This is a genomic window from Cedecea sp. AS113 (genome assembly GCF_037152415.1).
GTDB lineage: Bacteria > Pseudomonadota > Gammaproteobacteria > Enterobacterales > Enterobacteriaceae > Cedecea.
In genome coordinates, this window is record NZ_JBBCMI010000033.1 from 1 (window position 1) to 26,570 (window position 26,570).

Consider the following 26,570-nt stretch of genomic DNA (forward strand, 5'->3'; position numbering starts at 1 on the left):
CACCACGCCTTCAGTAGCGGAGCAGGAAGGACAGCTGATAGAAATGGAAGCCACTGGAGCACCTCAAAAACACCATCATACACTAAATCAGTAAGTTGGCAGCATCACCCAAAAAACAAACAAATACAGCAACATGACTTAGAGTAGGTAAAGAGGTTGTTTTTGAGGGACAGGGCAGTCTTTTTGAACCACAGCAGTATCCCCCTTTTAGGCATTTTGTCTTTTTGGTTTCTTTCGCCTTTCGGCCTCTTAAACTCAATCACATTGCCCATCGTTCACTCCCTTTCTCGAATCTTCAGATCGTCCAAATCCACACCATTTTCCAGCAACTCAACTAACCACTTAGGACGACGGCCAACGCCAGTCCACGTATTATCCGGGTTAGCCGGGTCACGGTATCGAGGGGATTTGGTATCCCGATCCACCACTGCACCAGGCAGCTTCATTTCATCCAGAAGATACCCATCACTCAATCGTTCCTGTAACCAGACAGGGCGCTTTCCGTACCCGCTCCAGGTGTTAAATGGATTCTCCGGGTCACGGTATACAGGCGTCCCTTTTGGTCGCTTCTCCGACTGCAAAGGAACAAGCATAGGTTTCTTCCCTTTAACGTCTTTTTCTCTTGACACGATTCTATTGGCCCTTATGATAAATAAAAGTCGTCAAAATTACAATTACACGGACATACAAAAATGAAAAAAACATGGTGCTTGATAGCGGTATGTATCTCCGGCCTTTCTTTTCAGGGGGTCGCTCACGCGGCTTCTGCCTCGGATACGATCGCCAGCCTTGCGGCCCGATGCGCACCAGACGTTTCACCGCTAACAATGGCCTATATCGTCGGCCATGAATCCGGGAACAACCCGTATTTTATTAACGTTAACCGTGGCGCAAGCCTGAAACGTCAACCGCAAACCGAAGCTGAAGCGGTAGAAGTTGCCAACCGGCTAATCAAAAACCTCAAGAAAGATGAAAGCATCGATATGGGGCTTGCGATGATTAATTCTAACAATTTGAGTTCGTTAGGTATCACGGTTGAGCAGGTATTTAAACCCTGCATCAATCTCCGCGCCAGTCAGACCATTTTAAAAGACTGTTATAGTACGGCCCTGAAATCCAACCCGCCCGGCCAGATAGCATTAAGACACGCGCTGTCCTGCTACAACACCGGGTCACAAGTGCGGGGGATTTCAAACGGGTATGTCACGAAAGTTATTAACGTGGCTAAACAGTCTGATTTAAAGATCCCTACGTTGCTACCTGATGGGCAGAACGAGGAAGCGGAGAGCCAGCCTGTGAGTGCGAAGGGCGCAACCTTTGAGGGTGAGCACGATGCGTTTACGGGTGAAAGTGATAGTGGTGGTGATGTGTTTTCGCAGGATAACACTGACGCGTTTCTGACCAAAGCAGAGCAAAAAGGGAGTGAGGTTATGAATGACAAAAATCTATCTCCTGTTGCAGTCTCAAATAATTGATTTATGCGAAGCCGGAAAAATACAGGAGGTTGTAATTGAAAGGATTTCACTAAAGCAGTGGTACCCCATATTTGACGTAAAGGACGAAAATTTGGGTGAGGTTCGTTGCTCCATTCGGTTGAATAAAGATCACGAACTTCGCACATGGGCAGACCTGAGACTCCTAACGGAGTTTCTTCTGGATAAGTGCAATGTCGGCGAGTGCCGATTGATATTGAAATCAACAAAGGAAAGGTAGAGGTATATATGGTTACTTTTTTCAAAAATAACGGGTTTGCGCTGCTGGTTGCGCTGTTATGTATCGCAGCGCCAGAACTGGCCCTCGCAGCTGGCGGGGCAGACACCGGGGCCAGTACAGGTAACAACATCAAGTCATGGCTGGATACCTGGATTCCTATCGCCTGTACCATCGGCGTGATCGTGTCGTTCCTCGTTTGGCTGTTCCATCTTATTTCCGCTGGTTTTATGTTCCGTCTCGCAATCGCAATGGTTGGCATTGGCTCCGCATCATATCTGGTATCCCTGACTGGTATCGGCAGCTGATTAATGGGGGGGAGTACATCCCCCATTAAGTGAGGTTTTATGTTTGAAAATGGACAACGGCCATTATTTAAAGGTGCAACACGCGTCCCCCGGCTTGCTGGCGTTCCGCGTACAGTGGCGCTGGTTATCTTCATGATCTCGGCCACGCTGTTTATGACGTTACATTTATGGTCACTCCTTGTATTTGCGGTTCTGTGGTCAATTGCAGCAGCGCTAACTAAATACGACGACCGTATGTTTCGCATCCTTTCATTATGGCTACAGACTAAGTTTCGTAATGCACACGACACGCCATTTAAACAATGGAGTGGTTCAAGTTATTCCCCTGTGGATTACAAGAAAAAGGAGCTGAAATAAATGGTGGCATTGCTTAAACCTAAAACGTTCAGAGACGAGCCGAGCGTTAATGAAAAGTATTTGCAGCATAGCCAGCACCTTGATGATTATATTATCTCGATGCGTAATGGCGATTTGCTCGCATTCTTTAAAGTCGATGGCCGGACACATGATTGTGCCTCTGACCGTGAGCTGATTACATGGAACGATGATCTTAATACGTTGATTAAGTCCTTCGGGACTGACCACGTAGAGGTCTGGTCACACGAGTATCATCACCAGTCTAAAGAGTATCCTGACTCTGAGTTTACCCAATTCTTCCCGCGCTATCTGGATGAATACAACCGCCGCCTGCAAACGGGGTCTAACCAGATGGTTAATGACCTGTACCTGACGGTGCTTTATCGCCAGATAGGCGATAAGACGCAGAAGTTCCTGGCTAAGTTTGAGCGACCGTCAGCTGACGAGCTGGCTCAAATGCAGGCTGAAGCCTTCACCGGAATGGAAGAAGTCTGTGAGCAGATCATGGAGGGGATGAAGGGCTATGGCATCAAGCGCCTGGGTATTTATTACCGGGATAAAAACGGTGAGGAAATAGCGCTAACTGACGCTGAAGAAAAACAGTCGCTGCTTGAAGTAGACGAAGCAGATATTTTCGACGAACCGGTAATGCTCAACGTCGCTGATACCGTCCCGCCGACTGCTCACGCTTATTCTAAAGCGCTGGAGTTTCTTTATTTCCTGGTCAATCTGGAATGGTCCATTGTTCCTGTTTGCCGTGACCGTATCGGTTCTTACATCATGGAAAACCGTGTTGTCAGTTCTGTATGGGGGGATATTGTTCAGGTCAGAACACTGGACAGCAATTTTTATACTACGGCTATCGAAATCCGTGATTACGAAAAAAACACGGAACCGGGTCAGTTTAATTTGCTGAAAGAAGCTGATTTTGAATATCTGCTGACTCAAACATTTTCTTGCATATCCGAGGCTTCAGCTAAAACGCTTCTGGAGCGCCAGGAGAAGTCCATGATGGAAACTGGCGACAGAAGCCAGTCCCAGCTTGAACAGTTGAATACAGCGCTGGATATGCTGCTTTCTAAAGAAATTGTGATGGGCTATCACCATGCCACTATTCACGTTTTCGATACCGATCAGCGAGCAGTGCAGCGCAAGGCCCGTAAAGCTAAAGTCATGCTAAGTCAGTGTGGCTTCGTGGGGGGCGGCGTAGGGCTGGCCTCTGAAGCGGCTTACTTTGCGAAGATTCCGGGTAATCAGAAATGGGCGCCACGCCCAACGCCGATCAACTCATGGAATTTCTTCCATTTCTCCCCGTACCATAATTTTATGCGCGGCAAACCGGACAATAATCCGTGGGGTCCGGCTGTGACGATGTTCCGTACCGCGAACGGTACACCGCTGTATTTTAACTTCCACGTCACCCCACTGGAAGAACGCTCAATCGGGAAGCGACCGCTGGGGCATATGTTGCTTACAGGTACATCTGGTGAAGGTAAAACTACGCTGCTGGATTTCCTGTTATGCCAGTGCATGAAGTTTAATCCGCGTATGTTCTGCTATGACCGTGACCGGGGAATGGAGCCGTTTATCCGCAGTGTCGGCGGCTACTATAAAGTTTTACAGCAGGGCGTAAAAACTAACTTCTCACCGCTCAAACAGAAAGGCACACCGCGTAATATTGCAACCACTAAAAATATTATGCGTGTCTGTGCTGAAATTACAAATAACGGCCCGTTAGATAAAGATATGGGGATGGAACTCAATAAGGCAGTAGATGCTGTGATGGGTGAGCATTCATTGGTTCCTCCTGAAGCTCGCGATATTACTCGTCTTAACGGATACATCAATCACCCATACCTTAAAGACCTTATCAAAGACTGGACCAATGAAGGCCAGTATGGCTGGCTTTTTGATAATGATGAAGATGCGTTAGATCTCGATGCTCATGATGTATTCGGCTTCGACCTGACCGAGTTCATTGCTGCTGAAGGTGAGATTCCCAGCCCAGCCAGAACGCCATTGTTAATGTATCTGCTTTACCGAATCCGTAATTCAATTGACGGAAAGCGCCGTGTCATTCAGTGCTTCGATGAATTTCATGCTTATCTTGACGATCCTGTTTTAAAGCTGGAAATAAAGCGCGGCATTAAAACAGACCGTAAGAAAGATGCGATTTATTTGTTTTCCACGCAAGAGCCAAATGACGCACTCGCAAGCAGCATTGGTAAAACGGTGATGTCGCAAACGCCATCAAAAATCTGCCTGCGCGATCCTGATGCCAGCCGTAAGGACTACTCCTTCCTGACCGATGCGGAGTTTGATGTGTTGCTCAAAATTCCTGAGCATTCGCGCCAGTTCCTCGTTAAGCAGGGGTCACAGTCAGCTCTTGCTACGTTCAATCTCAAGATTCATAACAGCGATACGCCAGAACGCGATGAAATGGAAATGGACAACATTATCAGCATCCTTTCCGGTGAGCCGCAAAATGCCGAGTTGGCCGAGGAATTGATAGGTAAATATGGTCCAGAACCCGAAAACTGGATCGAAGAATATTGGCGTCTTTGTCGTCATTAATTAGAGGATGATGTTATGAAAGCGAAGTTAATTGCTATTGCACTGGCTGGGCTGTTAGGCGCGGGAACCATTGGTACGGCTTCTGCTATAGGGGGTACTGGTGTTGTGGTCTACGATCCGACTGGCGTGGCTAAAATGCTTGACCAAATAGAACAGTTAAAGCAACAACTGGCAACCCAAAAGGCGACTTATGAAAGTCTGGCAAAAACTACTGATATTGGGAATTTGTTGGGTTCGTCTACAAGTGCCCTCGCTAAAAATCTTCCTGACGACTGGAAGAAAGTTTATAGCGATGCGATGAATTCAACATCATCCGTCACTGGTGATGTTCAAAGCATGGTTGGTGATTTCAATTCTGAAATTGATGATATGAACCCTTCTGATGCAATTAAAGCGCTAAATAAAAAGTTGGCCGAGAAAGGAGCATATGACCGAGTTATAGCTGAAAAAGCCTATAACAATCAAATGCAGGAATTAAGCGACATGCAGGAACTGACAGAGCAGATTTCCACAACTAAAGATGTAAAGGAAGTGGCTGATCTTCAGGCCCGCATTCAAACCGCGCAAGGCGCAATTCAGGGCGAGCAAGCGAAACTGAAGCTTATGAGTATGCTTCAGGAATCACAAGATAAGTTGTATGAAGCTCAAAGAGAACGCGCCGTAGGTAATTTTATTTATGGTACTGATGGTGGTCATAACCCCGCTCCGTTGAAATAAGGTGATTATATGAAAACGACTTTAAAAGTAGCTTTAGTTTTTATCGGTGTTTCCGCTCTCGCTGGTTGTAAGCCTGAGCATGACAAAGATTGGTATAAGTCGCATGAGACAGAACGAAAACAAATGCTTGTTGAATGCAAAAAGAATGCAGAATCCTTGCAGGATGCTGATTGTAAAAATGCAAGAGACGCAGAGACTGAACTTTTTGTTCATGGGAAAGATAACTCTCATAGTGTGCCGAAGTTAAACTAAATTTCAGGATGTAGTTATGGCATTTGATACTGTTCAACAGATATTTGACATAATTGATGATCTGATAAATATTATGGTTGATACCAACGTAACAACCATTATTGCAACCGTCACACCAACGGTTGCAATATTTTTGACCATCAAGTTTATGGCTCAAGGTGCATATTCCGCTCTTAGCCCCGGAGGGGGCGGGGAGGCGCTTGGGGATTTAATTACACAATATATGAAAGCTGCCGTTGTTTTGAGTTTTGCAACGGCTGGCGGTTTATATCAAACCGACCTTGTACATTTGGCTTTAAACCTACCTGATAACTTTGCTTCAATATTGGTTACTCAAAATAAAACCTCAAGTACAGGGATGGCAGCCATTATTGATACTGGGGTAGACCAGTCTATAACGGCAATACAAACGGCGTTCGAAGGGGCTGGCATTAGCGCTAATGGCATAATGAGCGCAGTAATCGGACTCATTCTAATAGCAGCGACCGTAGTTCTTTGTGGGTTGGGTTCTGCCTTTGTAATTATGGCTAAAGTGCTACTGGCTATAAGCCTGTGTTTAGGGCCAATAGCTATATTCTGTCTCCTGTGGAATCCAACAAAAGGCATATTTGCTAAGTGGATGGGGACCGTTATTAATTACAGCCTAGTCATAGTTCTTTTGGCTCTCGTATTTGGGTTGTTAATGAGCCTCTTTACAAAAATGATTTCCGGTCTTAACGGCAGCGAAGGCTTTGATGCCTTATCAACAGCAATTGGACTGGTCATTCTCACCATTGTTTCCGTCTATGTGTTGTTCCAGGTTCCAGCGGTAGCGTCGAATTTCGGTAGCGGTGTTTCTGCTGATATAGCTTCTGCGGCCCGCCATGCGGGCCACTCGATGAATACGATGGGTAATGTTGCCTCTAATGGGATTTTTGGTGGAGCGAAGCCTTCAGCAAGACCTTCAGCAGCTGGCGGCGGCGGTGGACAAAGTGCCAGCACTAGCGGCAATGCAGGGGCTGGCGGTTCAGGTTTGACAGGAAAGGCGCGTGGTAGCCGGGGAAAAGCTGCATAAATAAACAAAAGTCGTTGAAATTGCAATTTCACGGATATAAGATAATAGAACGCAATGGACAAATGAGGTCGAAACTATGCGCGCAATCGTACTTTTAGGGGTGTTGTTGTTAGGGGCATGTTCCAGCAGTTTCAAGCCACCACCGGAGCCGGACTGGAGCCACACCGTGCCAGTCAATAAAACGCTTCCAGTAGATACACAGGGATAAGGTGGTTGTTATGAGAGAGAAAAAGAAAGGGCTGACCAAAGAGGCCATCAAAGAGTTCAACGAAAGCCGTAAAGGGCTGGAAGTGGACGTTATGAACGAAGTGTTATCTTCACGCCGCACGGCGTGGATAGTCGCTGCGGTCGCATCCGTTGTGGCTGTCGTCGCAATCGGTAATGCTACCTTTGTGAATTACCGCTATAGCCAGCCAATACCGCCGTTCCTGTTGACGCTGAACCCCAGCAATCATGAGGTATCACAGGTTAAGCTGACGCGTGACGATGCCACCTATGGCGACGAAATTGATAAGTATTTCCTTACTCAATACGTTATCCACCGTGAATCCTACGATTTTTATTCCCTGCAAGTGGACTATGACGCAGTAGGTTTAATGTCCACGCCGAACGTGGCGGAAGCCTACCTTTCCCGGTTCAAGGGCAAGCAAGGGATTGATAAGGTCCTGGGTGACAGCGAGACGACGCGAGTAAGTATCAACTCAACCATTCTCGATAGAGAGCATGGCGTGGCGACCATTCGCTTTACGACCGTTCGCCGCTCTCGTAGCAATAACTTTGACGATCCACCGAAGCGCTGGATTGCCATCCTGGGCTACGAGTACAAATCGCTGGCTATGAACGCCTCGCAGCGCTACATCAACCCGCTCGGCTTCCGCGTCACCAGTTACCGCGTTAACCCTGAGTCGAACTGAGGACTGTACTATGAAAAAAGTAGTCTTATCCGCAGTGATCGCAATGGCGCTGGCCGGGGCCACATTCAACGCGGCGGCGCTTCAAGCGCCGAAAAGTTCACCGTATGACTACCGTATCAAAACGGTAGTTTATAACCCGGTTGATGTGGTGCGAATTGATGCGGTAGTGGGCCTGTTTACACATATCGTTGTTGCCCCGGATGAAACATACATCACTCACGCGTTTGGTGATTCTGATGGCTGGACGTTCTCCCATAAGCTCAACCATATGTTTGTAAAACCTAAGCGCGAAATGAGTGATACCAACCTGACCATCGTTACTGATAAGCGATCTTATAACATCGTGCTGCACTATATCGGCGACACGACAACAAAGAACGCTGACGGTACAGAGACAAAATCGTTTATCAAAACGCCGTGGTCAATGAAACAGGCCACGCTTCAGCTGACCTATGAGTACCCGTTTGACGAGCAGAAAAAAGCCTCCAGCGCGGCTGAGAAAAAGCGCCTGACGGAGAAGCTACGGGAGTCTGCTTTCGCTGGCCCTAAAAACTACCAGTACGAAATGAGCGACGAGCCGGAAATGGCAGATATTCAGCCGATCCATGTTTGGGATAACTACCGTTTCACGCGCTTTGAATTCCCGGAAAACGCTGACTTACCGCAGGTTTATTACATATCGTCCAGCGGCAAAGAGACGCTCCCTAACTGTCGCCCGGTTGGTGAACATAACAACATTCTGGAATGCCAGAACGTAGCGAAAGAATGGCGTGTAAGGCTTGGCTGGACAAAGGTTGTTGGTATTAGAAATATCAACTACGTGCCATCAGCTGGCGCAATTTCCACTGGCACAGCCTCCCCGGATGTAAGAAGGGTGCAAAAAGGAGGGGATAACTAATGGCCCGTAAAGTCGATATTGATAGCGAGCTGGATAACAACAACAGCTTCGATGATGAACGCGGGGGAATGCCCGCACAGAAACGCCGCACCGCACCAGGGCTAAAAGCCTTTATCGCTATCCTGGCTATCATCGCCATGTGCTTCGTTGGTGTCACTATTTACACGCACACACGCAAAGCGCCGGACACGGCCAAAGCTGACAGCGGTAATAAAAACGATGGGGTTAGCAGTCTGCCTAACTACCAGTTCAACACTAACCCGAACGTTGGCGGGGCCGCGGCTCCTGACGCTAATCAAAAGGCGATGCAGGATAAAGCCAGAGCGGAATATGAAGCCAGTCATAGCAATGCGGGCCGGGCCAGCAACGGGAAGAAGCAACTGACACCGGAAGAAGTCGCCATGCAACGCCGTCTTGGTGGCGATCTTTCCGGCGAGCAGGGCGGTAGCCAGACTCCGGCCAAAAAAGAGCAGCAAAGCGACGAAGGCAGCGAAGGTAGCAGCGCGTTAGCAAAAGAGCTTACACCTGCCCGACTGAAAGGCAGCAGAGCGGGCGTAATGCAGAATATGAGCATGACCATTGCCAAAGGGACGATGATACCGTGTGGCACGTCTACGGAGCTGGATACGACCGTTCCCGGCATGGTGTCCTGTCGTGTGACGCGTGATGTGTATTCCCTCGATGGGTTGGTGAAGCTGATCGACAAAGGCGCATTTGTTACGGGCCAGATGAACGGTGGCCTCAAAAATGGTCAGGCCCGCGTCTTTGTACTGTGGGAACGAGTGGTAAACCCGGATGGCACATTCGTTAATCTGGATAGCGCCGGGACCAACTCTCTCGGTAGTTCCGGTGTTCCCGGACAGGTTGACTCCCACTTTTGGGATCGCTTCGAAGGTGCGGTGTTCATTTCCGTTCTGTCTGACGCGCTTCAGGCTGGCGTGGCCGCAGCCCAAAATGGCAATAACATCCAGTTTAGTAATACACAGAATAACTCGCAGGAACTGGCCTCTGAAGCACTGAGAGCCACGATTAACATCCCGCCAACACTCTATGACCAGCAGGGCGACGCAATCAGTATCTACGTCGTTCGTGACCTCGATTTCAGTGATATTTACTCACTGGCAGACAACTAATCAACGTGGGCCGGAAGGCCCACTGTTCTTTGTAGCAGGAGATAACTTACATGAATCAATCATCGGCTTATTACCAGCTGGGGCCGCTGCGGGAGTATTTCGAAGATCCGGGCGTATTTGAAATCCGTATCAACCGTTATAACGAGGTGGTTTGTGACACATTCGAAGGCCGTAAAATTATCCAGAACGACAGCATTACCGGCGCGTTTATCGACAACCTGACCGCAGCATTAACCAGCGCCAATGACGTTAAGCGCCAGATGATTAATGACGTGGTATTGCCGGACGGCTCCAGGGGAATTATTTGTTTACCGCCTGCGGTGATCGATAACACCGCCGCTATCGCTTTTCGCAAAAATATCGCGCTGGATAAAGACCTGGCGACGTTAAGCAAGGAAGGTATCTTTGAGTTCTGCCGGGAAATTGACAGCCATAAGCGCGAGCTGGACGACGACGATCTCCTGCTGAAAGAGTTATACCGGGCTAAACGCCGGGAAGAATTTTTGCTTACTGCGGTACGGAAAAAACGAACCGTTGTCGTTGTGGGGGAAACCGGATCAGGAAAAACGGTACTCACCCGCGCCCTGCTCAAAGCCATTAGCCCACAGGAACGCGTGATAATCATGGAGGATGCTCACGAGGTTGAAGCTACCCACCTGGAAGAAGCCGTTTATATGAAATATGGCGGTAAAGATAAACCAGGGCTGGCTACGCCGACGCAGTGCCTTAAAGCCTGTATGCGCCTGACACCAGATCGTATCTTCATGACAGAGCTGAGAGATGATGCTGCATGGGATTACCTTCAGGCATTGAATACCGGACACCCTGGCGGCTTAACCTCCACACATGCTAACTCGGCGATGGATGCCTTCACCCGTATAGGGTTGATGGTTAAAGCTACCGAAGTGGGCCGTATGCTGGATATTTCTGACATTATGCGCCTACTGCACTCCACTATTGATGTGGTCGTTTTCATGGCGAAAAGGAAGATTCGCGAAATCTACTATTCGCCAGAATATAAATATGAGTGCATGAATGGAGGGATAAAGTGAGAAAAGGAGCAGTCATATTCCTGACGGGCCTTCTGGCCCTTTCCTCCCTGCCCTCGATGGCTGGCGATTCGCCATCGGTACAGGTTGGGTTTTCTCCTGAAGGTAGCGCTCAAACGCTGGTAATTGGCGCTATCGACTCCGCGCAATCCTCGATCAGAATGATGGCTTATAGCTTCACCGCGATGGATATAATGCAGGCGCTGGTCAAAGCTAAAAATCGCGGTGTTGATGTGAAAATTGTTATCGACGAACGCGGCAATCGTAATGACGTAAGCCATCGAGCGATGAAATTCATTGTGAAAAACGAGATCCCGCTGCGGGTGGATAGCGACTTTCCTATCCAGCATGACAAGGTGATGATTATTGATGAACGGTCAGTTCAGACGGGCAGCTTCAACTACACCAAAGCAGCAGAATCTAAAAACTCGGAAAACGCGGTGGTGATCTGGAACATGCCCCAGCTGGCGAAACCTTATCTTGAGCACTGGAAGGACCGTTGGGATCGTGGGGAGGACTATAAATGAGAGAAAAATTTGAACGCTATATTTTCAAACATGCTGTACAGCCACTGAAATTGCTTGCTGTGGTAGCAATAGTTGCGGAGCTATCGCGCAGAGGATTAATGTTCATAGGTGTACCTGCTTTTACCTCTTTCATTACGAATATGCTCGGTATTTTGATCATCATGTTAATGCAAAAGCCGATAATGATAAGAGGTGTTTACGAGACGAAAGATCGCTCAAGTTCTTATAGATGGATGCATTTTGCCATAACAGGACTTCAATCTATGTCCGTTGTTGTCCTGCTACTAATACCGATCTATGAACGATAACAGCATGAGAGGCGGCGTAAGTCGCCTTTTTCCAAAGGCTCCGCCCCTCCTGACGAGCTTCAAAAAAAAGCTACAAGTCAGAAGTAGGCGAAACCCGACACAGCTTAGAGATCAGCCGCCTTTCGTTGGCATCGCTCCCCCTGGTTACGTCCTGTGTTCCTGTCATATCGTTTACCGAAACCTGACCGCCTTTAGCCCATACGGGCAACGTGGCGCTTTCTCATAGCTCACGCTGTAGGGTTCTCGGCTCGACTTAGACAGTTCGCTCCAACGCTGCGGGTTTTAACCAGACTCCCCGTCTCCCGCTGCCGTTACGCCTGACTATGACAAACACACGATTTCCAGTTTGTCAGGCGCGACAAATCGCCGCCATAGGTAACAGCCTATGCGGTAACGTGGCTCTAAAGGGGAAATGGGTCTTGAATTGCAGCCATAACGACTGCTACACTACATTTGAATTTTCGGTACTGTGTTCCCCTTTAGAACCAGCTACCAGGTGATAAGAGCGTTAGCTCTACGTCACCCGAAGAAACCACCTTGCCGGGTGGTTTTTTCGTTTCTGAGCAAGAGAGTACAGGATCTTCAGAGGATCGATCAACGATCTTTGATCCTCCGCTATTCCTCATCACCTTCAATATCATCGTAGTAAAGGCTTTCTGGATACAGTTCCATTAGCTGGGATAGCGTGTCCTGTACTTCATCCAGCCGATTTACCAGATGGGATATTTGTTCGTCCAGGTCGCTCGCCAGCTCGAATAATGCCGAAACCCGGCTACGTGAACCTTCGTTAATTACCGCCATTGCTATCTCATGGAGCCTGAGTAAATCAGTTCTGATTTGCGGCGGTGCTGAATACTCGCCATCACTAAAATCCCCGCGTAAATCATCGATAGCATCAACAGCCCGCAACAAAGAGGCTGTTTCAAAATTATCCGGTGAGATTTTTTCCCACTCCGCGTTAGTAATTTGCTCACCCATTTTTTGCTCCTTCAGTAAGTAAACGGCCAATTTCGAAAACAGCCGCTGACCGCCCCGACTTCACCGCTTCAGCTTTCTGGCCGTCAACAAACCAGTGATTACCGTCCGTTCGGACCAGCTCAAACAGCCAGGACATATCGTAAACGTGCTCCGGTATCACGGTCCCTTCCCCGGCCAGAATACCCGCCGTTATGGAATGGTTGCCGCCGCGCACAAAGCCAATGCGCCAGGGCAACCACAGGTCAACATAGTGGTTGATTTTATCCTGCTTCCACGGCCTGCCCTTACGGGTTCCAATGTGCGAAACGTTATCGATATAGCGTGTCAGGCTCCACGGCCACGGCAACACCATGTCACTTGCCAGCGACAACGGATAATCTGCGCCGTCCAGCTCGCCCTCTTTCATCTTCTCGTAAGATTGCACCTGGATAAGCCCCTCAAAGAAGAACTCCTGCGGGGTCATATCCGGGCGGGCATCAGTCCCTTCCTCGGCTACCGCCAGCAGGAAATCACTCTGCACTGGCCGCACGATAGCGCGAATGAGATCAGGCAGCGCCTCAACGGGTAATTTTTCGGCCACCGAAAGCAGGTGATCGAAGCGATTTTTTTCATTGCCGGCAGCGGCTTTTTCTTTCTTATTTCGGTTCCAGAACATCACAGGCCGTAGCCCTCCTTGTCGTAGTCATGTTGATGATTTTCGTGCTCATGCTGCGGTAATTCCACGTCACGCGCACGTTCATATTCTTCATATGTGCTGTAGTCCTGCATGTCGCCATAGTCCGGGCCTTCGTCAGCATACCGCTCATAGTCATGGTAGGGGTTCGCCTCCATTTCCGGTGTGGCTTCTTGCCTCTGCTCGTACCGGATAGCGGCGTTGACTTCCTCCTGCTCACGCTGGCGCAAATCCTGAGACGTGTTTTCAGTACCTGAAGTATCGGGGCCATCATGGGCGGCTTCTGTCGCATTTTTCATGGTGTTTTCCTTCTCTCCGGTTTGTTGGCCAGCTTCATGGCCATAGCTTTTTGCCTGTTGGCCATCGTCATGGCCATAGCTCCGGTTTACGTCTTTGTAACGTTCCTCCATCCCTAAAAAGCGGTCTATTTCGCTGGCCGTGGTCTTAGGACTGTTGCGGCTGGCGCTGCTCAACAAGCGGCCTTTATCGTCGGTGAAAATCTCGACTTCATGACGGGCGCGGGAGATCCCAACGTAAAAGACGTCTTTGGAAGTCGTCAGCGAACGGGTATCGATGTTAAACAACACCCGGTCGCAGGTAAGCCCCTGTGCTTTATGGACGGTCGTTGCGTAGGCATACGAAAGATAGGCGGCTTGCTTCTGGTCCAGCTCGATTTCCCGGCCCTTCGCGTTGGTCAGCGTAAACGTGCCTTTCTCGGTGGCCCCGGTCACGGTGAAGCGGTCGCCGTTCGCCACATCCAGCGTCTTATCGTTACGCGTCACCATCACTTTGTCACCCACGGCCAGCTCGGCGGCCACGCTGGTATAAACAGACAGATTTTTATGGGTACGCGGGCTGAAGCTGATTTTCTGGCCGTCGCTCCCGGCCACGGTCAGAAGGTTCCCCGGACCTGTATCCAGTACGCGGTAAGATTCGCCCCGCTGAAGCCCGTTTTTATAGTCTTTTTCGGGGATAATAATTTGCCCTACCTGGTAGTATTTACTGTCCCGACGTTCGGCCTGCGTGGAGTCAACGCGCTCCAGAAAATTCACCTCCACGCCCTTTCCTTGCAGCTGCAACGCCTCCCGAATCTGGCTATTGAGGATTACCCTTGATTCGTTTGTACCGGAAATAATCAGCGTACCTTCGCGCTGCTCCGGGGAGAATGACAGCCAGCGATTCGCTACAGCCTCCAGCCGCTTATCCTGGTCCTTCTCTGCGCTAATATTGCTGAGTCGGGCCAGTGAGCCGGATATGTGGCCCTCTGCGGCCAGCTTCACCGCCTCAAGCAACACGTCATTTTTCTGGCGCTGAATATCCTTCATGTAGCTGGTCTGCATTCCAGCGCTGATCAGCTGTTCAAATGGCTTGCCCGCCTCTACGGCTTTTGTCTGTGAGGTGTCGCCCAGGAATACCGCTCTGGCCCCGGCCTTCTCGATGGTTTCCATCAGCACCTTCATCTGTCTGGCCGGAATAACGCCCGCTTCATCGATAAAGACCACGCTTTTCTCGTCTATCTTTTTGTCCTTTGCCTTCACGAAAGCGGCAACGGTACGGGCGGGCATACCTTCATCTTCCAGGGATTTTTTCTGCGTACCGTAGGGGGCCAGGGCGGTGACGTGAAAGCCCTGAGACTCCAGAACGGCCTTCGCGCTCATGGTCATATAGCTTTTCCCGGTTCCGGCGAAGCCGTGAGCCGCCACAAAGCGATCTGTCGTGGTGCAAATATCTACGACGCTTTTCTGTTGTTCGGCCTTCAGCGTCTTACCGACCAGCTGCGCGGTGACTTGCTCGCTTGTCAGCGCGGCGATCACCTTGCCCCGACCGCGAGCCTCTATATTCAGCACCGCTTTTTCTACCCGGATACCTTCAACGGTCGTTACCCGATGGCTGGTTTTTTTCAGGCGGCCAGACTTGATACCTTCAGCAACTAACGCCTTCGCCTGGCCGTTGTTCATCCCTTTTTTGTCGGTCAGCTGCGCCTGCCATTCCGCTTTGGTCATGGCTGGTAGCGGTGGCGCGTCTTTGCTTCTCTGGTCAGTCGTGGTGGTGTATCGCGCTTCACCTTCGATAATGGCCCCCTTTGCCACAGCGCGATAATAGGCCGCTTCAATATCCTGCTTTGATGCCTGGCCGATAGCCTTTTTATTTGCCACGGCCAGCAATCGGGACTGGTCAAAAGACGCATCGCGCTCTGAAAGGGATTTAAGCGCAAACTGGATCGCCCGGTCGGCTTTTACCTCCGGGCTGGTGAAGTTAGGGACGGTATTCATTGACGTTTGCGGGCCGTCCTTGCCTTTGCCCGCCCAGGACAGATCATTGAAGTCTATTCCCAGCTCATTAGCCCGATTAACCCACTCTTTATGAATATCTTCACGCGAATAGTCGTCTGTTTTTTTGTCGCGGGTCGCCATCGATACCCGGCTTTTGGTCTGTGCGTCTGCGGTTTCGCGGGTCAGCCCCATAGCCGCCAGCCCTTCTTCTATCTGAGCAGAACGCCGCGAAAATCCACGGATTTGTTCATCCGTAAAGTGCGCCATATCAAAGGTATTATTTTTGTTGTTATAGCGCAGCTCATACCCGGCCTTTGTCAGCTCCAGCGCCAACTCCTGCTTATAGACATCCCCCAGGTGCATCTTGGCCCGCATCAGTTCATCGTTTTTAAGCGCCCTCCACTGACCATCCCCGCGCTGCGTCATGTTCATGACAAAGGCGTGGGTATGCAGCTCCGGGTCAAGGGCGCGTGATGTTTCATGCCGGAAGGAAGCAACAACCAGATTACCGGTATTCTGCGTAATGGTTTTCCCTGCGTGGGTCGTGCGGGCCTGAGCCAGCTTTTCTGCTTCCTGGACGGCAGCGGCAACCGCTTTTTCGTGGGCGGCGATAATTGCCTTATCGCCGTGGATCAGCGCCTGCATCGATACGCCTTTAGGCGCGGAAAATGTGAGGTCGTATCCCAGCCGTTCTTTCGTCGCGTCACCGCTGGAGCGCTTCATCTGCGTGAAAGGGTCAATCTCCCCGACAAGCAGCTCTTTGAAGCGTTGAGAACTGACCTCGCCGGAAAGGCCCAGCGCTTCCGCGCCCTGACCATGCCACGCGGTAAAACTGCTGTCTTTGCTGTAGTAATCGTCTTTTGCATCAGCGTAGTAGCCTACAACTGACGCAATATCGATACGGGTGATAGTCGTAATATCAAGCATGCCGCTACCTCATGATGATTCCCGGAACCGGGTTCTTACGCGTGTATTGCACATGTTTAGTCTTGAACTTGCCGACAGGTAGATCACCAGGAAAATAGATATAGCCCGTAAGATTCCTGAGTTCTGAGATTTCAGTGGGGGTTACTGCTCTGACTGTGCGAGTTTCGATTCGCGGCCTATTATTTGGGCCAGACTGTAATAAGCTCCCCTGTCTGCGCTCTATTTCTCCTTCTATTTCGCCCAACGCGCGGGACATATGTTCAAGCGTTGCTTTACCTAATCGACTGCTTCCCATGACGATACCTGATCGCATACTACCCAATAACGTTTCCGCTATATTGATGCCATAACGTTCAACCAACTGGGAAAACGTCTGGTAGCCTGCCCATACTGACGCACCGCTTTTACGGCCCTTCGTCAGTAAGTCCTGTAGATTTGGCAGGTATTCCAGTGATTCCAACTCGTCGATAAAAAATAACGTGCGCTGATCGCGTTTCCCCATACCCAGCAGGCTAGAAAACATAATATCCAGCCAGCAGGAGATCAGCGGATTGAGGCTCTTTTTCATCTGCTCTTGCCAGGTAATAAACAACGTGCCGGGTTTATCATCCTCCAGCCAGTCACGCAGCGAGAAATTCCCTTCAGGCATTTTTAAATGGGAAGCCAACTTATCACCTAAAACAAATCGGGCACTCCCTGTAGCTCTTTCAGCACCTTTAATGAATAAAGATTCTGCGGGTGTGCCTTTAACAAAATCCTTCACTTTGTCGTATTCTGCAACGTTACACCAATACAACACTTCTTCCATTGAAGGGTTTCTTTTATGTGTGAGTAATTTCTTTGAAACTTCACGATATAATAAGCGACCATACCGATACCATTCTTCAGCAGAACGTTCCTTGCTTTCCTGAATGATAGACACTGCATAAAGATCGTAGTCAAACTCATCTCTTATTTCATTAAACATAGACCAGCCAGGAGAGCGTTTATCATAGGGGTTAAGAATTATATCGTTTTCACGATAAAAAGTTTCTACATACTCTCCATTAGGATCTAAGATAACACGCTTATCTCGCCCTCTTTTTAAACTTGAATATATCGCCTCTTTAATGATTGTCGATTTACCAGTACCTGTAGCCCCACCAATTGAAAAATGAAGCGTTTCATATTCAGTAGGCACAGGAACACCTGCAACCGTTAATTGCTTATGACCGCGTTCTTTTGTTTTCTCGGCCAAAGACGAAGCTCTGACTAATTTAGTCCCACGGAGTACACGTTTAAATCGTGGCCCTTTATACACCCTACCCTTATCGTAAATGATGAATCCAATGAATCCACACAACCCTATAACCGAACCTGCTATAATCGACACCCATAACGGCCAAAGGTTGAACGTATTTTTTAGCAAATAGGGGACAAGGTAGTGCGCCGTTTCACTATTGATACCATATACAAACTTTGCCGTAATAAACCACACAAAGGGTATCGGTCCCAGCAGCGAGCATAAAAATATAAGTCCTCTTTCTTGTTCCGTCATTATTCCGTCCTCTCTTGTTTACTTTCCCATACCTTGTAACCGTTACGTTCCAGCTCTCCCCAGGCGGATTTCATATTGGCTGGAGTCGCCATCGAACGCAGCAGGATCACCGTCTCGATTGCCAGGGATTCGTGCAGCATCATCTGACCGGGAGGCGGCAACTTGAGTTGTGACAGCTGCTTGACCAGTCCTTTCAGCTCCGAGGAAAACGCGCTCATGTCTATCTCTGATACCTGGTCAAACAGAATATCGAGTCGTCGATTTACTTCGTTTATCTGTTCCGTAACCTGACTCAATCCACCTATCCGACCACCTGATCCGGCCAACAAACAACGGCGCATATAGTCCGATCTGTTCGTTCCGGCCAGCCTGTCGATAAGCTCTTTTTCTTCGTCCGTTACCTTGCATGTGATGATCGGCATCATGTCCTCAACTGGTGATTTTTCGTGTTCAATCTGGCGGTAGTTTAACCGCATGAGGTAAGTATTAACAAAGTAATACCTTCATTTCCATATAAACCATACTCTTATTCTATTTTTTTAATACCTTTTTAATACCCAAAATACGAAATATTGAATGTTTTATTCTTTAAATCAGTTAGTTAGTGCGATTTATCGCACTGCGTTAGGTGTATAGCAGGTTAAGGGCTAAAAAATAATCAGTTTGGTAGGGGCGATCTACGGAGGTTAAGGGGTATTTTGGTGAAAAAGCGTTCAATATCCCGGTATTCATGCTTGCATGAATACCCATACACCACAAATACACCACAATTACGTCAATTCATGGTTGACATTACACCACTATTACACCACTCTTACGTCATGGGATAGTTGATACGTCATAAATACATCACTATTACATCAAAAACACATCATTCTACATGAGGGTACTATGAAGCCCAAAAGCATCAGGGCAGCAATTCAGATGATGTTGCCGGAAGTAGAAGAAATGCTGTCGCTGGGAGTCTCCAGAGAGGAGGTTTTCAAGGCGGTATCTGAACGCTTCGGCCTGGAGAATGTGAACGTTCGGAGTTTTGATACTGCCCTGTATCGGGCCAGGCAAAACCGGGCGAAACATGCCGCCCCTGATTCTGTATTGCACAATACAAAATCAGCCGGAGCCAGTGAGCAACAGAAGAAACCTGTATTGCACAATACAGAAAAACCCGCGAAGTCTGAGCAGGTGAAAAAAGATGTATTGCACAATACACAAAGTGCGACCGAGGGAGACAAAACGAAACAGTCACCGGGTATCATCGGAAAGGAATTTTTTGACGAGGCAAGAGCCGAGTTCGATCCTAATGAGTTCATCAAAAAATATTGAGGTGTGCAATGAAAGTAGCGGTTATTAATTACAGTGGCAGCGTTGGCAAAACTTTAGTTTCAACTTACCTTCTCGCCCCGCGCCTGAAAGATGCGAAATTTTTCGCGGTCGAAACCATTAACCAATCAGCGTCTGACTTAGGGATTGAAAATGTCACCAGTTTTAAAGGTGATGATTTCTCCCGTCTGATTGAAGATGTGGTTTTTGAAGATGCAGCGATTATTGATATTGGCGCGTCAAACGTGGAACCGTTTTTAATGGCAATGTCCCGCTTCGATGGCGGCGCAAATGAATTTGATATGTATTTCATTCCGGTAACGCCGGAAGATAAAGCCATTAAAGAAAGTATGAAAACGGCGCACACGTTAAGCAAGGCTGGCGTGGATAACAAAAAGATTATCTTTGTTCCAAACCGCGTTAATCCGGGTGATGATGTTGAAAATGTTTTCGGCCCGATTTTCGACTTTGTGAAACAAACTAAAGTAGGCCGCATTAATAAAAACTCTGCGATCTATAATAGTGAGGTGTACGAATATCTTGCACACCATAAAATTTCTTTTGAAACGCTGACCGCTGAAGATGCGGAAGAATTTAAAGCCCGCGCTAAAGCATCAGCTGACGCAGACGAACGCCGCAAAATGGCGCGTCGTTATACTTACATGAAGCAGGCTATCCCGGTTAAGAGCAACCTGGATAAAACATTCTCCCTGTTAATCGGAGATTAAGCATGGATAAGCAGCCCGATAAATTAGACGTATTGATGGACTGGTTTTTGGGAGACGCGAAGGAAATTTTAGAAGCCATGAAGTTAATGAAGGCCGAACAAGCCGACATGCTTCAGCGGCTGGGCGAACTCAAAAGCGCACTTGAATTGACGGCAGACGATTCGAGAGCGGAAATCATCGGCAGCCTGAGAGATATACAGGCGGCGATGAAGGAGGAAAACAAGGCGCGGTCAGACTTTCTGACGCGCTGGCAATCTCTCCAGCACAACAACGCCAGCACCATCGTTAACCGCGTCGTGATCATGACGGCTGTTTGTTCCATCGTCGGCGCGGCCATCGGGACGGCGCTGACCTTGCTGATCCTGAAGTAACACGCAAGGCCGGAAATCCGGCCTTTTTCTTTCTTTTCAATCGTGACAGTCACGGTGATAAAAATGGATAAAACTGAACGCGAAAGGATGTTAGCCAGACGGCGACAAGCTCGTCGCCGCGAACGGTTACGCGCTGAAGGCGTTAACGTGACCGTCACGCTAACGCACGATGAAGCGGCGCAACTGGACGAACTACGGCAGGTGCGCCGGATGGGTAAACAGCCCTATTCACCAAATGAGTTTTTCCAGCTGCTGCTGATCCGCAACTGGCAACAGTGGGAGAAAGAAAAAGCCGCGCTGGGTACATGCCAGCACTGCGGAAAATCAAAAGCCGGTGGCGGCTGCGGCGGGGAGTTTCAAAAGGAAACATACCAATGCTGGCTGGCGCAGGACGCAAACGCGCTTAACATTTAGTGTATTGTGCAATACAGAAAAGCCCGGTTAATACCGGGCTTTGTCGTTGTCGGAAGGTTTATTTTTTTTCCTGTTGCAACAGGTGATCAATCTTTGCTGCAAGCGCGTATGTTGACGGGAACGCGCCTTTTGTACGCTGGTTAGGTAACTGATTGAAGGCCATCAGGCAGGCTTCGAGAAGGTAGGTTTTCTGGCTCTCCAGCTCTGCTTTCAGCTGGGACGGTGTTGTGACTTTTGTCATTAGGCTTACTCCTGATAAGTGCCGCTTTGGGCTGTATTGCCCGGCTTTCACCGGGCGGGGTGTTTATGCTCAATCAGGCCGGAATATGGTAATAGGCCAGCTCGCGATGCAGGTCATTTTCAAAACCTGTTTCATAGTCCCACGCTCGCCAGGCAAGGCGACCATCAACAACGTGGCGGATCTCGATTTGCTCGCTATCGTAGCGGTCTGTATTGGCTACTTCGACGGTTACTGTAGGGGTGTTGTATTCGCGAATAATTGCAGCGATATGTTGTTTCATTTGGGACTCCGTGGGTTGCCGCTTTGGGCTGTGTTACCGGGCGGCGGTATTGCCTCCCGATAAAATAAGTATCGCTTTTCTCGCCCCAAAAGTCAATATTAGTAAATACGATAATTACATTTATTTCATTCAGTTTTACCAACAAAAAGCGCCCCGGAAGGCGCGTTGAAGGATGGGCAGTTTATGCCGCACGGACGGCGGCAAGTGCTGGCGCTCCGGTTAGCAGGGCATCACGCAGGGCCGCCAGAATAAGCAGGGGCTGCGCGTTCTCTGCGTGTACCATCCGATAGATCTCTGTGAACTCTTCCGGGCTTAAAACGCCCATTCTAAAAGCGTGGTCTGCGTTGTGCTCCGCCAGCCAGATAACATCCTGCGCTTTGTACTTCTCTGTATGCTTCTCCTGGCTCGCCAGGGCGCGGGTCATGCTGCGGGCAACGTAGGCGCGAGTTACGCGCTTCTCTGCGTATGGCTTGCCTTCTTCCGCTTCAATAGGTTCATGCAAGGTGTACACGGTGTAATCGTCAAGGCTTGCCGCCGGGATGTGTTCCGGGGCTGGCTCTGCGGTGGCTTCGCTCACTGCTGCGGCCTTCTCCGCTTCAACTGCCATATAGCCTTTCAGGCCCGTTTTCGCTGCTTTGTATGCCGCTTTGAAACAAGCCACTTCGGAAATGTCGATCCAGTAACCACAACCAAAGCCGTCCTCATAGCAAGGGCAGCTGTCATTTTCCCAGCCTGCCAGCGTCAGGATCTCGTCCATCGCTTCCAGCTCTGCCGCCGTGGCGCTCTCGATGATGAAATGATGTTTGCGGCCGCGTAAATCCGGGTTTGCTGCGGTGGTTGCTTCGCGAGTCAGTTTCATTTTTTGCTCCTTGAATTTAATTGCCGCTTTGGGCTGTGTTACCGGGTGGCGGCATTGCCTCCCGATGAATATAAGTATCGCCTTTTTTGCTCCCAAAGTCAATATTAGTAAATACATTTATTACATATATTTCATTTGGCTACAGCAGTTAAGAAGATGCGCGGAGCGCATGGGAGGCGCAACGCGCCGGAAGCCCCGCAGCGAAGCGAGGACTTAAAAAGCGTTACGGCTTTAGCCGTAATAATCCCCCGTCCTGCAAAGCCATTCTTTCCACCGTTCCCGCCGCCACGCCACGGCCAGACATAAGCCCTGTCCCGGTGAGCGGCCTGTGCGGCGCTCTGCGACGCGCTGGGCGTGATTTCCGGGTCCGTGGTGGGTCAGCGCAGCTGACGCGCCCGGATGGGCTGTAAACGGGCTTACAGCGCTGCTGGTGACGCTGGCCGATACGATCAAATTTGCTGAATGACACTTGCAGCCGGCAGCAGCTGAGAAGCAGCTGCAGCTGGCGGGCGCCCATTTCGGGTTTTACGTTATTTCAGTGAGTTAGCGACAGCAGGCAGGAAAATCAGGTATTCAGTATTTTTGATGCCTTATAGCCCCGTTGCGGGGCGGTTGGCGCGGCGCGGCCTTTGGCCGCTGCAAGCGCCGGGTTTGACGAGCAGATACCCGTTGAGCTGCACAATCCATGTTTATCACAAGCGTCAGCGATGGAAGCCCGAAGGGGCGAGACAGCAAGGCTGGCTCGATGCGCAGCACGACGTAGCGGCCCGGAGGGAGACGCCCTATTTAGCGTCCGCCACCCATTTGTACAGACACCCAACCGACAGATTCAGGTCGGCGGCAATATCCTTAACTTTCTCACCAGTCACCTTTCTGGCCGTCATTCTCTGCACGGCTTCATCCCTGAGCGTATCAGGAACGACCTTCACCACCGGAGAATGCTTCCATATCTGATGCACCCGCGCGACGTTCGCCGCCGCCACTTTATGCAACCTGGTGCTGGTCGCACGTTCAGGAGCATTCTTCCGGCCTTCGGCCATGAGCGCGAGCTGGTCAGCGGGGCGAATTTCGCCCCGCCGGATACGGCGCAAAACATTTTCCCGACACTGGCGGGAATGCTCGGCGCTGGCAAGCGGCGTGTGTAGTGGTATGCCCCAGCGTTCCCGGTACTGTCTGGCGTTCATCTGGTGGGCTTTACTCAAATGAGGGGCCAGGAAAGAAAACTCCTTCCCGCACTCCAGGCACTTAATTTTTTCCGGTGCGTCGTCATGATCAGCCATCGTCCGGCCTCCTTTTCGTTATGCAGGGCGGCGATTAGCCGCCCTGCAATTTAATTAACAATCCTCGCGCTGTGTCCAGCGGTTATCCGTCAAAGCCTGCTGCGCAGTGCTGCTGTCCGGGAAGTATTCAGCGGATTCCCTTGATACCGGGTAGCCCTCACTGGTCGCAGTGCCAATGTAATAGCCTCTCTGGCTTTTCAGGATCTGCAACGCCAGGTCAAAACCCTGTTGCTGTGCGAGTTTTCCGTTTTCCATTTTTTTCTCCAGGCTGGCGGGGGTTTCCCCCCGCCTGTGGGTTAGTGAGATTTGCGTGACAGGTAAAGCGGCAGGAAGCAATCAAGCGCATACAGGAATGAAACGACCGACGCAGAGCCGTACAGCAGCGCCAGCGGCATATTATCGGCATAGCTAAACACGCCTGTTGATGCGGCCAGCCCCAGCACGGTAGTACACGCGCCGCCCAGCTGGACTTGCTCGCGGTAGCCCTGGCGAACCATAAACCACGGAAGGGCCAGCGCGGCTGCGGCGAGAATAAACGCGATTGGGATGATGATCAGATAGTTCATAGATAACTCCTTAGATGCCACTTTGGGCTGTGTTACCGGGCGGCGGTATTGCCTCCCGATGAAATAAGTATCGCTTTTTTTGCCCCAAAAGTCAATATTAGTAAATACAATTATTACTTATATTTCATGAAATTTTACCCACAAAAAAGCGCCCCGAAGGGCGCTAATTTAGCGGCTGGATTTATCCACCTTTCCCGCATTGATGCGGATTTGCGCTGCAAGCCCCCAGGTAAAGCAGTCATGCCCGCGCCCCGCCAGCGCCCCGGATTTGTACGCCTCAAGCGTCACATCAGCGGGGATGGTGGTTTCGCCGTATTCTTTGCGTAGCAGGTCGATAGATTCAGCGATCAGCGCGTCGGTCAGGTCACGTGAGCAAAACAGGTATTTCACGCCACCATAAACACGGTGGAAGCCCGTAATGTTGTATTCGTAAATGTCTTCCATTGAGTTAACGCTACCTTCCTCAAACTTATCTGTAATCGCTTCTACAGCCTCTTTGGTTGGGCCATCCGTCCACGAAACATAGAGCGCGTTATAGTCACGCATACGGACAGAAAACTTCACGCCGGGGAAATGCTTTTTCAGCAGAATACGGATGTTTTTAGCGGCTAGCTTGGTGGTGTTGCTTTCGGTGGCCGTTGTCAGCAATCCGGCGTTTTCCGGGTCAGCGCTGGCACGTTCGTTCGCCAGCTGGCGGGCATCTTCTTTCGCCTGGTGTCTCGCTTCGCGCTGGTCGGTCACACTCTGCACAACCTGACGGCGGGCGCGGAGTTCATCGAGTGAAAGGGTCTTGTCGATCACCTGGTAAAAACGCAGGGAGGTTTCCAGCAGCGGGGCGCAGGTCGGGGCATTCAGGCCGAGGATGGTATAGCTGATTTTGCCGTCAGCCAGATTAACCGCGCTTACTACATACTCGTTGTTAAAAGAGGTGAGGCACTGGCCGACAGTTAAAGTAGTCATAATATTACTCCTGATAATCGCCGCTTTGGGCTGTGTTACCGGGCGGCGGCATTGCCTCCCGATGAATATAAGTATCGCCTTTTTTGCCCACAAAGTCAATATTAGTAAATACATTTATTACATATATTTCATGTGGCTGCGGCAGTTAAGAAGATGCGCGGAGCGCATGGGAGGCGCAACGCGCCGGAAGCCCCGCAGCGAAGCGAGGACTTAAAAAGCGTTACGGCTTTAGCCGTAATAATCCCCCGTCCTGCAAAGCCATCCTTTCCACCGTTCCCGCCGCCACGCCACGGCCAGACATAAGCCCTGTCCCGGTGAGCGGCCTGTGCGGCGCTCTGCGACGCGCTGGGCGTGATTTCCGGGTCCGTGGTGGGTCAGCGCAGCTGACGCGCCCGGATGGGCTGTAAACGGGCTTACAGCGCCGCTGGCGACGCTGGCCGATACGATCAAATTTGCTGAACGACACACGCAGACGGCAGCAGCTGAGAAGCAGCTGCAGCTGGCGGGCGCCCATTTCGGGTTTTACGTTATTTCAGTGAGTTAGCAACAGAAGGCAGGAAAAACAGGTATTCAGTATTTTTGATGCGTCAGCGATGGAAGCCCGAAGGGGCGAGACAGCAAGGCTGGCTCGATGCGCAGCACAACGTAGCGGCCCGGAGGGCGACGCCCAGCGCGGAAAGGTAAACGACAGGCACAAAAAAACCCGACTGGTGAGATCGGGCTTTAATGTTTTGCCCCAGACTGAGGCGGGAACGACCAAACAATTGACAACGAAATATTACGTCATGGGTAGCGTAAATGCAAACGGCGCGGAATAGGGTATACTGCGCGGGTCAATCTGTTGACGTCCTCGCTCCAGCTCCCCGCTTATGCGGCATGAACGGATTAAAGTCCTGGTTGAAAAACAGGTGGTGCTGTTTCAATGCCCAGGCTGGAGCGGGAACGACCAAACAATTGACGTTGGGTAGTCGCTGTGACAGGCAATGTAAGGGCAATCAGCGACGTTCCGGCTCTGTATGGAGCAAACGGATGATTAACGTGTTAATCGTCGTTCTGCGGGCGGTAGTCGCGGTGTCAAACGCTGTGATTGCAATCCTGGAACTGATCCGCGAATTTGTCGATTGATGAACGCGGAAACGTAGCTAAAGGCGGGGGGACCACCCCCCGCCTTTTAACATCTAAAATGGCGTATCTTCTGACGCTGGCAGGTCCGGCCACTTCCCGCCCCATTGCATTATTTCCTTTATCGAGTCGGTAATGACTCCAACTTATTGATAGTGTTTTATGTTCAGATAATGCCCGATGACTTTATCATGCAGCTCCACCGATTTTGAGAACGACAGCGACTTCCGTCCCAGCCGT

The 26,570-nt window shown here is 50.0% G+C and carries 33 protein-coding genes; 19 read left to right on the forward strand and 14 right to left on the reverse strand.

The window, feature by feature from the left end; all coding sequences use genetic code 11:
• Positions 1–275: 275 nt before the first annotated feature.
• Positions 276–593 (reverse strand): H-NS histone family protein, encoded by a 318-nt coding sequence (locus tag WFN87_RS24225; protein WP_032449361.1) that lies wholly within the window; start codon positions 591–593, stop codon positions 276–278.
• 99 nt (positions 594–692) lie between these two features.
• Between WFN87_RS24225 and WFN87_RS23310 the strand changes: the two genes are divergently transcribed.
• The 14 genes from WFN87_RS23310 to WFN87_RS23375 all read left to right on the forward strand — a co-directional run bounded on the left by WFN87_RS23310 (position 693) and on the right by WFN87_RS23375 (position 11,801).
• Positions 693–1,475 carry a lytic transglycosylase domain-containing protein gene (locus WFN87_RS23310; protein WP_032416587.1) on the forward strand — a complete coding sequence of 261 codons (783 nt, stop codon included), beginning with the start codon at positions 693–695 and terminating at the stop codon, positions 1,473–1,475.
• 246 nt (positions 1,476–1,721) lie between these two features.
• Complete coding sequence (locus WFN87_RS23315; RefSeq protein WP_015060075.1) at positions 1,722–2,018, forward strand: TrbC/VirB2 family protein; 297 nt, start codon at positions 1,722–1,724, stop codon at positions 2,016–2,018.
• A gap of 39 nt (positions 2,019–2,057) precedes the next feature.
• Complete coding sequence (locus WFN87_RS23320; RefSeq protein WP_000462629.1) at positions 2,058–2,375, forward strand: type IV secretion system protein VirB3; 318 nt, start codon at positions 2,058–2,060, stop codon at positions 2,373–2,375.
• Positions 2,376–4,949 (forward strand): VirB4 family type IV secretion/conjugal transfer ATPase, encoded by a 2,574-nt coding sequence (locus tag WFN87_RS23325; RefSeq protein ID WP_020323176.1) that lies wholly within the window; start codon positions 2,376–2,378, stop codon positions 4,947–4,949.
• Between the two features lie 15 nt (positions 4,950–4,964).
• Positions 4,965–5,666, forward strand: coding sequence for a type IV secretion system protein (locus WFN87_RS23330; RefSeq protein WP_020323143.1), 702 nt, complete (start codon positions 4,965–4,967; stop codon positions 5,664–5,666).
• A 9-nt stretch (positions 5,667–5,675) separates the two neighbouring features.
• Positions 5,676–5,918 carry an EexN family lipoprotein gene (locus WFN87_RS23335; protein ID WP_000858958.1) on the forward strand — a complete coding sequence of 81 codons (243 nt, stop codon included), beginning with the start codon at positions 5,676–5,678 and terminating at the stop codon, positions 5,916–5,918.
• 16 nt (positions 5,919–5,934) lie between these two features.
• On the forward strand, positions 5,935–6,972 hold the full coding sequence (locus tag WFN87_RS23340) for a type IV secretion system protein (RefSeq protein WP_020323169.1): 1,038 nt from the start codon (positions 5,935–5,937) through the stop codon (positions 6,970–6,972).
• A gap of 76 nt (positions 6,973–7,048) precedes the next feature.
• Entirely contained in the window at positions 7,049–7,180 is a 132-nt protein-coding gene (locus WFN87_RS23345) for a hypothetical protein (protein ID WP_032493177.1), read from the forward strand.
• Between the two features lie 10 nt (positions 7,181–7,190).
• A complete protein-coding gene (locus tag WFN87_RS23350; RefSeq protein ID WP_001208352.1) occupies positions 7,191–7,886 on the forward strand; it encodes a type IV secretion system protein in 696 nt (231 codons plus the stop codon).
• 10 nt (positions 7,887–7,896) lie between these two features.
• The gene (locus tag WFN87_RS23355; RefSeq protein ID WP_020323166.1) at positions 7,897–8,784 is read left to right on the forward strand and encodes a TrbG/VirB9 family P-type conjugative transfer protein; all 888 of its coding nucleotides are present in this window, start codon (positions 7,897–7,899) and stop codon (positions 8,782–8,784) included.
• Positions 8,784–9,917 (forward strand): type IV secretion system protein VirB10, encoded by a 1,134-nt coding sequence (virB10, locus tag WFN87_RS23360; protein ID WP_020323153.1) that lies wholly within the window; start codon positions 8,784–8,786, stop codon positions 9,915–9,917. The genes WFN87_RS23355 and virB10 overlap by 1 nt, the downstream gene beginning before the upstream one ends.
• Positions 9,918–9,967: 50 nt before the next feature.
• Complete coding sequence (locus tag WFN87_RS23365) at positions 9,968–10,969, forward strand: ATPase, T2SS/T4P/T4SS family (protein WP_020323165.1); 1,002 nt, start codon at positions 9,968–9,970, stop codon at positions 10,967–10,969.
• Positions 10,966–11,493 (forward strand): phospholipase D family nuclease, encoded by a 528-nt coding sequence (locus WFN87_RS23370; protein ID WP_020323158.1) that lies wholly within the window; start codon positions 10,966–10,968, stop codon positions 11,491–11,493. The genes WFN87_RS23365 and WFN87_RS23370 overlap by 4 nt, the downstream gene beginning before the upstream one ends.
• Positions 11,490–11,801 carry a hypothetical protein gene (locus tag WFN87_RS23375; protein ID WP_032416518.1) on the forward strand — a complete coding sequence of 104 codons (312 nt, stop codon included), beginning with the start codon at positions 11,490–11,492 and terminating at the stop codon, positions 11,799–11,801. The genes WFN87_RS23370 and WFN87_RS23375 overlap by 4 nt, the downstream gene beginning before the upstream one ends.
• 615 nt (positions 11,802–12,416) lie before the next feature.
• Here the strand turns inward: WFN87_RS23375 and WFN87_RS23380 are convergent.
• The 5 genes from WFN87_RS23380 to WFN87_RS23400 are packed head-to-tail and all read right to left on the reverse strand — an operon-like array spanning position 12,417 to position 18,614.
• Positions 12,417–12,779: a hypothetical protein gene (locus tag WFN87_RS23380; protein WP_020323170.1), complete on the reverse strand. Its 363-nt coding sequence runs from the start codon at positions 12,777–12,779 to the stop codon at positions 12,417–12,419.
• On the reverse strand, positions 12,772–13,437 hold the full coding sequence (locus WFN87_RS23385) for a DUF6710 family protein (protein WP_020323157.1): 666 nt from the start codon (positions 13,435–13,437) through the stop codon (positions 12,772–12,774). The genes WFN87_RS23380 and WFN87_RS23385 overlap by 8 nt, the downstream gene beginning before the upstream one ends.
• On the reverse strand, positions 13,434–16,652 hold the full coding sequence (gene mobF / locus WFN87_RS23390) for a MobF family relaxase (protein ID WP_020323154.1): 3,219 nt from the start codon (positions 16,650–16,652) through the stop codon (positions 13,434–13,436). The genes WFN87_RS23385 and mobF overlap by 4 nt, the downstream gene beginning before the upstream one ends.
• A 4-nt stretch (positions 16,653–16,656) precedes the next feature.
• Positions 16,657–18,189, reverse strand: a complete 1,533-nt coding sequence (locus tag WFN87_RS23395) for a type IV secretion system DNA-binding domain-containing protein (protein ID WP_020323171.1) — start codon at positions 18,187–18,189, stop codon at positions 16,657–16,659.
• Positions 18,189–18,614: a traK protein gene (locus WFN87_RS23400; RefSeq protein ID WP_223831802.1), complete on the reverse strand. Its 426-nt coding sequence runs from the start codon at positions 18,612–18,614 to the stop codon at positions 18,189–18,191. Before WFN87_RS23400 ends, WFN87_RS23395 begins: the two co-directional genes overlap by 1 nt.
• 466 nt (positions 18,615–19,080) lie before the next feature.
• Between WFN87_RS23400 and stbA the strand changes: the two genes are divergently transcribed.
• The 4 genes from stbA (at position 19,081) to WFN87_RS23420 (ending at position 21,022) form a co-directional block, all read left to right on the forward strand.
• Complete coding sequence (stbA, locus tag WFN87_RS23405) at positions 19,081–19,512, forward strand: plasmid stabilization protein StbA (protein ID WP_020323173.1); 432 nt, start codon at positions 19,081–19,083, stop codon at positions 19,510–19,512.
• A gap of 8 nt (positions 19,513–19,520) precedes the next feature.
• Positions 19,521–20,237, forward strand: coding sequence for a StbB family protein (gene stbB / locus WFN87_RS23410; RefSeq protein WP_020323147.1), 717 nt, complete (start codon positions 19,521–19,523; stop codon positions 20,235–20,237).
• Positions 20,238–20,239: 2 nt separating this feature from the next.
• Positions 20,240–20,608, forward strand: coding sequence for a plasmid stabilization protein StbC (gene stbC, locus WFN87_RS23415; RefSeq protein WP_032416596.1), 369 nt, complete (start codon positions 20,240–20,242; stop codon positions 20,606–20,608).
• A 63-nt stretch (positions 20,609–20,671) separates the two neighbouring features.
• Positions 20,672–21,022 (forward strand): hypothetical protein, encoded by a 351-nt coding sequence (locus WFN87_RS23420; RefSeq protein ID WP_223226687.1) that lies wholly within the window; start codon positions 20,672–20,674, stop codon positions 21,020–21,022.
• A 58-nt stretch (positions 21,023–21,080) separates the two neighbouring features.
• On the opposite strand, the gene WFN87_RS23425 is transcribed toward WFN87_RS23420, so the two are convergent.
• The 7 genes from WFN87_RS23425 to WFN87_RS23455 all read right to left on the reverse strand — a co-directional run bounded on the left by WFN87_RS23425 (position 21,081) and on the right by WFN87_RS23455 (position 25,208).
• Positions 21,081–21,263: a hypothetical protein gene (locus WFN87_RS23425; RefSeq protein WP_000170167.1), complete on the reverse strand. Its 183-nt coding sequence runs from the start codon at positions 21,261–21,263 to the stop codon at positions 21,081–21,083.
• 73 nt (positions 21,264–21,336) lie between these two features.
• Positions 21,337–21,543, reverse strand: coding sequence for a DUF905 family protein (locus tag WFN87_RS23430; protein WP_020323152.1), 207 nt, complete (start codon positions 21,541–21,543; stop codon positions 21,337–21,339).
• Positions 21,544–21,724: 181 nt separating this feature from the next.
• Entirely contained in the window at positions 21,725–22,402 is a 678-nt protein-coding gene (locus WFN87_RS23435) for a DUF5417 domain-containing protein (protein WP_020323167.1), read from the reverse strand.
• A gap of 782 nt (positions 22,403–23,184) precedes the next feature.
• A complete protein-coding gene (locus WFN87_RS23440; protein WP_020323377.1) occupies positions 23,185–23,682 on the reverse strand; it encodes a MucR family transcriptional regulator in 498 nt (165 codons plus the stop codon).
• A 54-nt stretch (positions 23,683–23,736) separates the two neighbouring features.
• Entirely contained in the window at positions 23,737–23,937 is a 201-nt protein-coding gene (locus WFN87_RS23445; protein ID WP_020323376.1) for a hypothetical protein, read from the reverse strand.
• Positions 23,938–23,978: 41 nt separating this feature from the next.
• Positions 23,979–24,248 (reverse strand): hypothetical protein, encoded by a 270-nt coding sequence (locus WFN87_RS23450; RefSeq protein ID WP_020323374.1) that lies wholly within the window; start codon positions 24,246–24,248, stop codon positions 23,979–23,981.
• 168 nt (positions 24,249–24,416) lie between these two features.
• Entirely contained in the window at positions 24,417–25,208 is a 792-nt protein-coding gene (locus WFN87_RS23455) for an LPD29 domain-containing protein (protein WP_020323375.1), read from the reverse strand.
• Between the two features lie 1,029 nt (positions 25,209–26,237).
• On the opposite strand from WFN87_RS23455, the gene dqlB reads away from it, so the two are divergent.
• Entirely contained in the window at positions 26,238–26,333 is a 96-nt protein-coding gene (gene dqlB / locus WFN87_RS23460) for a DinQ-like type I toxin DqlB (RefSeq protein WP_024562317.1), read from the forward strand.
• Positions 26,334–26,476: 143 nt separating this feature from the next.
• Here dqlB and WFN87_RS23465 read toward each other — a convergent pair.
• A partial coding sequence (locus WFN87_RS23465) for an IS1 family transposase (protein WP_000306640.1) occupies positions 26,477–26,570 on the reverse strand: 94 nt, incomplete at its 5' end.